The organism is Pedobacter agri, from assembly GCF_032678665.1.
In the GTDB taxonomy this organism is placed as follows: Bacteria; Bacteroidota; Bacteroidia; order Sphingobacteriales; family Sphingobacteriaceae; genus Pedobacter; species Pedobacter agri_A.
The window spans coordinates 64,501-75,015 of the sequence record NZ_JAVTSH010000013.1 but is presented as its reverse complement, the minus strand read 5'-3'; the positions used below and the strand labels follow the sequence as shown (position 1 = coordinate 75,015).

At 38.1% G+C, this 10,515-nt stretch carries 6 protein-coding genes; 5 read left to right on the top strand and 1 reads right to left on the bottom strand.

The window, feature by feature from the left end; all coding sequences use genetic code 11:
• The first annotated feature begins 12 nt into the window (after positions 1-12).
• From R2Q70_RS21610 to R2Q70_RS21595, 4 genes are all read left to right on the top strand, one after another.
• Complete coding sequence (locus tag R2Q70_RS21610; protein WP_316809634.1) at positions 13-1,914, top strand: nucleoside-diphosphate sugar epimerase/dehydratase; 1,902 nt, start codon at positions 13-15, stop codon at positions 1,912-1,914.
• Complete coding sequence (locus tag R2Q70_RS21605; protein WP_316809633.1) at positions 1,868-3,517, top strand: gliding motility protein RemB; 1,650 nt, start codon at positions 1,868-1,870, stop codon at positions 3,515-3,517. Before R2Q70_RS21610 ends, R2Q70_RS21605 begins: the two co-directional genes overlap by 47 nt.
• Positions 3,518-3,576: 59 nt before the next feature.
• Positions 3,577-4,200, top strand: a complete 624-nt coding sequence (locus tag R2Q70_RS21600) for a class I SAM-dependent methyltransferase (RefSeq protein WP_316809632.1) — start codon at positions 3,577-3,579, stop codon at positions 4,198-4,200.
• 1,985 nt (positions 4,201-6,185) lie between these two features.
• Positions 6,186-7,016, top strand: coding sequence for an LCP family protein (locus R2Q70_RS21595; RefSeq protein WP_316809631.1), 831 nt, complete (start codon positions 6,186-6,188; stop codon positions 7,014-7,016).
• A gap of 673 nt (positions 7,017-7,689) precedes the next feature.
• On the opposite strand, the gene R2Q70_RS21590 is transcribed toward R2Q70_RS21595, so the two are convergent.
• A complete protein-coding gene (locus R2Q70_RS21590; protein WP_316809630.1) occupies positions 7,690-8,448 on the bottom strand; it encodes a polysaccharide deacetylase family protein in 759 nt (252 codons plus the stop codon).
• 297 nt (positions 8,449-8,745) lie between these two features.
• On the opposite strand from R2Q70_RS21590, the gene R2Q70_RS21585 reads away from it, so the two are divergent.
• A complete protein-coding gene (locus tag R2Q70_RS21585) occupies positions 8,746-10,467 on the top strand; it encodes a capsule assembly Wzi family protein (RefSeq protein WP_316809629.1) in 1,722 nt (573 codons plus the stop codon).
• Positions 10,468-10,515 lie beyond the last annotated feature (48 nt).

The window sequence follows — 10,515 nt, the reverse complement described above, 5'->3', positions numbered from 1 at the left end:
ATTATCGATTTGATGATATGCACCATATCTCTGGGGATAGCTTACTTTATTAGATATAACTTTGATATCACCGATCTTAATCTAATTTTCTTCAGTCGCACCGCGTTGGTTATTGCCATTATCAATGTCATTGTATTTTTTAATGTAAAATCTTACACCGGCATTATTCGGTACACCAGCGCTCAGGATACTTTTCGAATTTTATTTGCTGTTGTACTCAGTGCTGCAGCCGGCTTTGTCATTAACATCTCGATTACCGCATTTTGGAACTACCAGCTTACTTCTAATATCATTGTAGTGATTTATGGTTTGGTTAGTTTTGTATTGCTCATTACCTACCGAATATTGGTGAAATATTTTTTCACTTATGTTAAAAACCTGAATCTGGATAAGATGAGGGTGATTATTTATGGTGCAGGAGAGGCTGGGATTGCCACTAAACGTACATTTGATCACGATGCCAGGATCAATAAAAATATCATCGCTTTTGTGGATGATGATTTAAGAAAAGTAGGAAAAACAATAGACGGGGTAAGGATATTAGATGCGAGAGAACTGAAAAGCCTTATTGCTAAGAGGGAGGTTGATGAACTGATTTTTGGATCGTTTAGCATTCCGATAGAGGTAAAAAATGATATTGTTGATGCTTGTTTAGAGCATGATGTGGTTGTACTTAATATCCCACCTTCTAACGTTTGGATTGATGGCAAGCTACAATCGTCGCAAATACAGAATTTAAACATAGAGGATTTGCTCAACAGGAAAACGATTGAGATTGATGTGGAGGGAATCAAAAGCCAGATTAAAAATAAAAGAATTTTAATTACAGGTGCTGCGGGTTCGATAGGAAGTGAAATTGTACGTCAGCTGCTAAAATTTGAACCAAGCTTAATTATTCTGAACGATCAATCTGAAACAGCTTTACACGATCTTTACCTCGAGTTGGAAGAATCCAGCCAAAATTACAATTACCATGCAGCTGTGGGTGATGTTCGTGACATCAGGCGAATGGAACATATTTTTGAAACTTACAAACCTCATTTTGTTTATCATGCCGCGGCCTATAAACACGTGCCGTTGATGGAAGATAACCCCTGTGAAGCCATTAAAACCAATGTATTGGGCACTAAAGTCATCGCAGATTTATCAATTAAATTTGGTGTACGCAAGTTTGTGATGATTTCTACTGATAAGGCAGTTAACCCTACAAATATAATGGGGGCTTCCAAGCGTATTGCCGAAATATATGTTCAGTCACTAAACAATACCTTAATTAATCCAAGCTATATTTTCAGCAATGGCTTAAGTTATATCAATGATTTAAATATAAAACCGATTACCAAGTTCATTACCACCCGGTTTGGGAATGTTTTGGGTTCCAATGGCTCTGTTATTCCACGTTTTAAACAACAAATTGAAAAGGGAGGCCCGGTTACGGTTACACATCCGGAAATTACCCGGTACTTCATGACAATTCCTGAAGCCTGTCGGTTGGTGCTGGAAGCAGGAAGTATGGGAAATGGTGGGGAGATATTTATCTTTGATATGGGTAAATCTGTCAAAATTGTGGAACTCGCAAAGAAAATGATTCGTTTAGCTGGATTAATTCCTAATCAGGATATTAAGATTCAGTATAGCGGATTACGGCCAGGGGAAAAATTGTTTGAAGAGCTCTTAAATGACAATGAAAACACCATGCCCACCCATCACCATAAGATTATGATAGGGAAAGTGCGTGAGTATATTTTCAATGATGTAGAACAACACATTTACAAATTAATAAACTGTGCTAAAGCCAACGACAACAGGCAGGTAGTGGTGTTGATGAAGGAGCTGGTACAAGAATACAAAAGCAATAATTCTATTTATGAAGAACTCGACAATGCAGATGGAGAAAAACAATATCCGGTTTAAGATTTTATTTGCACTCACCTTAACCCTCTTTTCAACAAGAGTGGCACTTGCCCAAACGCCAAACCAAAACATCCCTTATTCTTTTCAGTTTTATCAAAAGCTAAATCATGCGGTATATGATCAGAATTCGCGTTTTCACAGTTCAATAAAAGGTTATTATGCAGATGACAGTGTATTGGTTAAGCGTTACCAAAGCTTAATGCAATTGGGCGTCGATTCACTTAACAAAAGAAGTTGGGTGCGGCGAAAACTAACAGATGAGCACCTGGTTAACCTTAAGGGCGAGGATTATAAGGTATTTATCGACTTTTTACCAGATTTTCAAATTGGGAGAGAGACAACTGAGCGTAAAACTACCTGGTTAAATACAAGAGGTTTTCAAATCGGCGGTGATGTAGGCGAAAAGTTTTCATTCTATGCCAGTGCCTATGAAAATCAGGGTGTGTTTGCCAACTATGTCACAGATTTTATCAACACAAATGAAGTGGTGCCTAGTGAAATGACGGGCAAGTTAGGCGACAAGACAAAAGATTGGTCGTATGCCACCGCGTTACTGTCTTACACCGCAAATAAACACCTGAACATCGCTTTAGGATACGATAAGAACTTTATTGGAGATGGCTATCGCTCGATGTTGCTTTCTGATGTTGCTGCCAATTATTCATTTCTACGGTTGAGGGCTTCCTTGGGCAATGTTCAATATCAAACCATTTTCGCCTACATGCTTGATCCAGGTGCGGAAAGATTTACTACCGATCGCCGTTTAGGAGACCGGGGAAAATGGATGGCCGCACATTATTTAGATTGGAATGTCACAAAACGCTTTTCTGCCGGCTTTTTTCAGGCTGTTACCTGGGCTGATGCACAGGTTGAGGGAAAACGCGGTTTTGACTTCAATTATATCCATCCGTTCATCTTCCTGCGCTCGGTTGAAAGTGCCAATACCAGTTCACCAGATAAAATGCGTTTGGGCATTAATTTAAAATATGAGGTGCTGGATAAAACCGCGCTTTATGGCCAGTTTATGTTCGATGAGTTTACCGCAAAAGAGTTTTTTGCTAACAATGGTTACTGGGCTAACAAGTGGGCTGTACAGCTTGGTTTTCGTGGGTCAGATTTATTTAAAGTGCCTGGTTTAAACTATTTGGCAGAATTCAACACCGCCCGTCCTTACACCTATGCACATTTCGATCGTGTTTCCAACTATGCTGCAATGAACCAGCCATTGGCACACCCCTTTGGTGCAAACTTCAGGGAATTCTTAGGTTTACTGAACTATAGTTACAAACGTTTCGATTTCCAGGGGCAAATGATTTATGCTAATTATGGTTTAGATCCTGCTGGCTTAAATTATGGAAAAAATATTTTCCTAGACTACAGCACTCATGTTAACAACTATGGAAATTTCATCGGTCAGGGCATCAAAACCAATTTGTTTTTTACAGAAGCCAAGGTTTCATATCTCATCAATCCAAAGTATAACCTGAGAGCAGAAATTGGGGGGATCATCAGAAAGGAATCGTCATCAATAGCTACACAAAACACCGGAATGATCAGCTTTGGTTTGAGAAGTACCTTCAGAAATCTTTACCGTGATTTTTAACCTATCACTCTTTCAAAAAAGCAAACAGATTAATTCAATACATCCTTTATCATAAAACTATGGTTACCGCAGAAAAAATTTTTTACTACATCAAACAACGATTATTCAGAAAGTTCTTATACCGCTTTGGAATCGGAAGCCCGGTGGGGAGAGGAGTTTGGGAAGAGCAATTTAAAAATGGCGCCTGGGATTACCTTTACTCAGAAACAGAATCCTTACACTATAAAAGTATTGTAAAGTTCTATAAGCAATATGGTGGAGGTAGCGTATTAGATGCAGGTTGCGGACAAGGGGTGCTATTTCACTATCTAAAATCTGAGATTAAAGGTCCGGATGATTATCTGGGTTTCGACATTTCTGAAAATGCGGTAGCCGAAGCCCGAAGAACATTTCCACCATTCCGGTTTGAGCAAATGGACTTTAACCAAAACACGCCGAAAGAGAAGTTTGATGTGGTAATTTTTAACGAGTGCGTTTATTATTTCAAGAAACCTGTTGAGCAGTTGGACGCCTATCTCAAAAGCACTTTAAAGCCGGGAGGACATGCCATCATCTCTATGTTTTATTTCGAAGAGCATGCGCAACTTTGGAAACGATATGCTGATAAATATGCGTTTTTAGATTGGGAAGAAGTAACGAATAAGAATGGGCAGAAATGGCGAATTTGTATATTTAAGCTTTAAGAGCATTATACACAAAAATACCAAGACTTATGAGATAGGTATAATCTCTTGCAAATAGGGATATTTTATTAAATATTTATGCTTTAGCATCTCCAATAGAAAGTCAGACATGGGCTTTCTTATTTTTTATATGACCTTCCACTAGTGCTTTGCTTTTGGTAATTACCCTTTGTGCAATAGCAGCGGTGTAGTTTCCTATATACTAGTAGTCTCAAGACTTCCGAATGGTTTTTGCGACAACGTAGTATGAAATATATATTCAATATTAAATATTTAATAACATTCAAGTTTTTAAAGACCAATTTTAAACATTTATAGTATTAGATTAGGATTTACTTAAAGGGTTTTGTACAGCCAGCTTTAAGAGCCAATAATCCCTTCGATCTTTATTAATACATTTCTAAAGTTCATTGGGAATTACTTCTTTAGGTGAATAAGTAAAAAAACCGCTTTTTAGTTGAATTATCTCAATTGGGATCACATTATCATGGTAGTCCGAAAAGATTGCATCAATAAAGAGGACGTTAATGTGATAGCACATGATATGGGATTTAGGACCGCTCTACCTTACATTTTTTATAAAAAAAACATATAGAGCCATACCATGAAAGAATGCTCCAAGCATTAAGGTTCTCTCTTTAGCACAAAGCGTATTTTTTTCCTCTCTGTTATTTTGGTTTTGCAATTTAAAAGTACAGATATGGACAGTTTTACGTTAATACAGAATATTCATTATTGCCGTTCCAGCCCTAATATCTCATTTATATGGAAGATGCAATAAGTTTCTATATTAGCACAAAATGTGTTCTGTTTAAGTTATGCGTATTCTATTGATTGCAAGCATATTATTTCTGGTTGTCCCTTCTAATGATCCATTTCTCCTTTCTCCAATAGGCATTTATCCTTTTTCTTAGAGCAGTCGTTAAGGAAATTGGCTATGGTAGGGTTATGAGCTATGGGCAAACATCAAAATGTTAATCCTAAAGATAAGTAATCATGGTTAGCAAAAATATTAATGCGGCTCCTCTAACGCATTTCAATATTACCATCGCAATATTGCCCCTGGCTGATGGCGGCAAATAATACTGGCATGCATTCGTTTCATTGAGGATGGATGTGGAGGCCAAGGTTACTCAACCTCCGCTTGCTTTCAGGTATAGCTATATTGCTCTTAATTAATATCCTTTTTATAAGCAGGCTAATTTTTTGCGCCAAAAATGCTTGCGCCTGTCTAATTTTCAGTCAAAAGCAGCAGGAAGCTAGTATTGGCTACCATATGAATGACGCTTGCTCTGCCCTTGACAGGATGAGCACAGTTGTTCACAGGACGTTTTCTTATAAAGTTTATCGTGTGATGGCCTGTTTACTCTTCTTTAATTGGTGTCGGGCATCTTTGGGCCGCATGTTACATGCTTTGGTATCTTCGTGACGGGCTTTTTCTGAAATGACATGGCAAGAAAGATTGTTAATAACTCTGAAGAAATTTCTGCCAGCGTGGCAGAATAACGAAAGAATTAGTAAGGGAGGATCGTTTCAATTGATTATTCACTGCATGGCTCTATAACTTTAGCAAATGATCAGAGAATTAGAATTATGTTGAGCCAATAACTTCACAACAATCCGGCTGAAATAAGGCGTATTCATAGTGCTAGATTAGACAACTTTTTAGAAAAATTATTATACACGGACGAAGTTGATCGTTTCGCCCTGGTGTTTGTTGCAGGCTCCTCTTCTGATAGCGCATGCCTTTGTTGTTGAAGAAATTAAAAAATTCGCTATGTTTTTTACCAAAACAGTTTCATAGAAATCGTTCATATATATTTAGTATACACGCATGCACCAGCGCGGGACAAAAGTGTTATTATGCTGAATCATTAATCGTTTTTACTTTTAGCTTTGTTTCCAATGGCGAAAAAAGGCTATATACTGGCCGGTTTATTATGGTTTATTTTGTGACAATAAATTCAACCTGAATTCCTGTGCAGATGTTAAAAAATCTATTAGTTCTAACCATCATCTTTATATCTATAACGGTGCAGTTGTCTGCAAGTCAAATACTCCTAATTGGATCCGATTCTCGGGAAAAAGGGAAAAGGGGTAATGCAGATGTGATTATGATCATAACTATTAAGGAATCTGAAATAAAACTAACCTCTATTTTGAGAGATACCTATGTTTATGTCAAAGGTTATGGTAATCAAAAATTAAATTCGGCATATCGTTTGGGAGGAAAAGAGTTACTAGTTAACACAATTAATGCAAACTTCAAAACTAAGCTAATCCAAACCATCGTAACTGATTTTCGAAACACCGCAGATATTATTGATAAATTCGGTGGTGTAACTTTGCATATCGATAAAGGTATTCATCAATATGTAAACGGTTATATTGATGAACAAGCATCGCTCAAAGGTGTACCGCTTTTACCATTAACAAAAACAGGCACGATTAAGATGACTGGAGATCAGGCACTGGCATATGCCAGGGTAAGAGTTGCAGGAACGGTATATGATGATCATTCCAGAGTGGAAAGGCAGAAAGATGTGACCAAAGCCGTTCTGAATTTTGCGATACAACATAAACCCATGGCAGGTAGATATTTTTATAATCTATGGTCATTAATTGATACGGATATCAGCATGTCTGTCTTCTGGAAAATTTGTAAGATGTTTTTAAGTAAACCAATCATCCCAAAATCGCAGGTATTTCCTAACTACCAATATTATACTAATAAGAGAATTCCAGATATCGGTTTAGTGCTTAAATTAAATGACTTTAATAAAGCATCCGCTGATTTAAATAAGTTGATAAAGTAGCGGCAGCGGGATCCTGATAAATTCAAAGATGCATGGCTATCTATGTGTACTTTCTGACAACCGCATAAAATTTGGCTAACCAGTTTACCTTAGCAAGAGTTGGATAACATAGGGTAGATTGACCGTGTTTCACCAGAGATTAATTTATTTTAACTTTTTGATTGTCTGCATATTTGTAAATTCACGAGATGGGTTCAAATATAATGGTATGTCCACCATACTTCTTTTCAGAAAACACACTCTGCCCGTGAGAATTGGTACAGCATCACCAATTATAGTCTATTTTCCGAAACCGATGTGGTGTTATGGCCGAAAGGCTTAATCAAAATTTCGACAGCAGGTAAATTTGAGGGGGATCAATAAGATTCAAATCCGAAAAAAGGAATCGAAAAAGCGTAAAATTGCAGAAAGCGGCGCAGCCAGTCAAAAGCTATCGTCAACTACAGAATACAAGGCAGTGCAGAAAAATCTGCAAGCGGTAAAAGCCAGTCTGAAAGTGATACCAGGCATTTAGCATGGGGATTGGTTTGTTTATAGTTGGCAGTGTGTTCGTTTTCCAGTGGTCACGTAGCCGGGAGGATGTTTCATTGAGCCTGGCTGGTGCCGGCCTCATTTTTTTTCAGCATGCGGCAATGACTATATCATCTGTTTCTTCGAACCAGTATGAAGTGCTTTAAAGTTTTCTCAGGAGAAAGAACAATGGGTCATAGAACAAACGCATCAGCCGGTACTTTTTACCCAATTTCAACCTGATCTTTTTCGCGTCGTCACCTTGATTAATAGCAAACCGCCTCAGTGCAAAGTTGGTTTCCATAGGGCTATAAATCGACAGGCCAAAAGTGTAACCCGCTGATGTTAATAATTTCCCGTAATTGGCCGGGATTTTTCCATAGGGATAAGCAAATGAATATACCGGGCTTTCCAATAACAACTCCAGCGTTTCTTTTGAATCTGAAATATCCTGAATCACTTCCAGTTCGCTAACGGCATCGAGTTTGATGTGTTTTTCTCCATGGCTGCCTATTTCCATTCCCAGCAAGACAAGTTCCCTGAGTTGTGATGTATTCATCAGTTCCACCCGGCTCATGTCGTATTCTTCGATATCCCATTCGTTTACGCCACCAATTTGGTTGGTAGGGATGTAAAAAACAGCCTTCATTTTTCGCTTTAACAATTCCGGGATGGCGAAATCAAACAATGAAGCCGGGCAATCATCAAAACTAATGATGACTCTTTTTTTCAGTTCTTTTTTCGACGGTTTAAGTTCGATAATCTCCTGGAAAGTTGTCGTCACCAGGCCTTTTAGCTCAATGTTATCCAGTAACTCCAGAAATTTTAAATGACTGATGCACCACTTTTTCAAACTTGGATGAGGATGATCTGCTACGTGGTGTAGCATAACGATGGGAATATTCAGTTTCGGGGGAGTCAATCTGGCGCCTTTTATCTTTTTAACCCCAAATAAACGGATAATCTTGATTAAAACCTTATGCTTACATGTGTTTTTTTAAATTTGGCCACCGTTGAAGCAGAAAACAGCGATGTGGAATGATGAATGTGATGAATTTATTTAGCTGTTAATCGGCAGACTGCAATCAAAAAACCTACATTTATATCCCGGAACAACCGTTGGGGTTTGCAGAATTAAAAATTTTTTCTTCGATGTTAAAACTTTGCATACCTTCGTACACTTTTTAACGTTGTATCTCTTTATCTATAAAACATTTTTATGAGGATAATCTACCTTTCCTTATTATTGCTCTCCCTAAATTTTTGTGCGTTTGCACAGACCTTACCTGTTGGTTTATTGGAAAATGTAGAAGATGCTTACCGAAGGCAACAGCTTTTAGGTAAAGACAGTTCCAACAGTTCCTACATGATCCGGCCGATGTTCATGTCTGACCGTAATAACCTGGCCTTGGATCCGGATACAAATTATTCGTTGAATAAGTTCAGATATTTACTTTACAACAATCCTAAACTGCATACCCAGATCTACGCTTTACCCGTTGCCTGGCAGCAACAATTCAATTCACACCATCCGTATGGCATGAACGATGGATCGATGGTGCAGGCCAAGGGGTATCAGACACAAATTTCGACGGGTATTTATGCTAAAATCGGTCCGTTAAGTGTCCAGTTCAGACCAGAGTATGTTTTCGCAGAAAATAAAGGCTTTCAACGTTTAATCGACGCGCCGAATGGTGTGTATTGGAATAGTCCGGTTACGCGCTTTTATAATCAAATTGATTTGCCAGATCGATTTGGAGAAAATAAATACAACAAATTTTCCCTAGGTCAGAGTAGTATACGACTCAACTTTGGTCCAGTTTCTGCAGGTTTTTCTAACGAAAATTTATGGTGGGGACCAGGTGTGCGAAATTCCTTGTTAATGAGCAATAATGCTTCAGGATTTAGGCATTTTACATTAAACACGACCAGACCAATTAAAACTTACATTGGTTCATTTGAAGCTCAGATTATTGGTGGGCGTCTGGAAAACTCTGGCGTAAATCTTAAAGATCAGCCCAATGTTTTACAGGCTATTAAAAACGAATTGGTTACTAAGCCTTACGATTGGCGATACCTGTCCGGCATCATTGTTATATATCAACCGAAGTGGGTTCCTGGACTCTACGTGGGTTTAGAACGAGTGTACGCAACAAATGGTAGTAAAATGGGCAATAGCTTTGCTGACTACTTCCCCATATTCCAGGCAGCTCAAAAGGCGTCATTTGCTTCTGTTGATGGTTCTAATGCTGAAGATACTGCCGAAAAAGATCAATACCTGTCGTTTATCGCCAGATATATATTTCCTGAGAGTAAAGCTGAAGTCTATTTTGAATATGGAAGAAATGATCATTCTAATGACCTAAGAGATGCAGTAGTGGAGCCAGAGCACAGCAGGGCTTATACAGTTGGTTTAAGAAAACTCATTCCTTTGAGAAAATCAGATGAATATATCCAGGTGGGTATTGAATTTACACAATTACAAACGCCTACAACAAGAGAAACTAGGGCTACTCCACCATGGTATATCCACTATCAGGTAACAGATGGTTATACAAATAAAGGACAAGTTTTAGGTGCTGGTATTGGCCCAGGAACTAACTTACAATCATTTAATCTTAGCTGGGTAAAAGGGCTAAAAAGAATTGGTCTGCAGTTTGAAAGACAAGTAAATAATAATGATTTATTTTATGATTTTGCATATGCTTCGGCAGATAAAAATCAATTTATCAACAGGCACTGGGTTGATCTATCCTTGGGGGGTAACGTGAGTTGGAATTATAAGAACTTCGTCCTCAATGGGCAACTCACTTACATCAAATCATTGAACTATCAGTACCAATGGCAGGCTAAACCCGGTTCTAACGATTATTGGGACTGGAATAAACAGGATGCTAATAATCTTCACGCAAAGGTTGGCCTTGTTTATTTAATCAATTAGGCTTATAAACAACTTCTGTTATTACATTTAAATGATTAAGTTTGCATC

What these genes read in the sequence shown, in the direction of transcription:
- R2Q70_RS21610 (WP_316809634.1), top strand. Translation starts at nt 13, where the DNA reads ATGATATGCACCATATCTCTGGGGATAGCTTACTTTATTAGATATAAC.
- R2Q70_RS21605 (WP_316809633.1), top strand. Translation starts at nt 1,868, where the DNA reads ATGAAGAACTCGACAATGCAGATGGAGAAAAACAATATCCGGTTTAAG.
- R2Q70_RS21600 (WP_316809632.1), top strand. Translation starts at nt 3,577, where the DNA reads ATGGTTACCGCAGAAAAAATTTTTTACTACATCAAACAACGATTATTC.
- R2Q70_RS21595 (WP_316809631.1), top strand. Translation starts at nt 6,186, where the DNA reads ATGTTAAAAAATCTATTAGTTCTAACCATCATCTTTATATCTATAACG.
- R2Q70_RS21585 (WP_316809629.1), top strand. Translation starts at nt 8,746, where the DNA reads ATGAGGATAATCTACCTTTCCTTATTATTGCTCTCCCTAAATTTTTGT.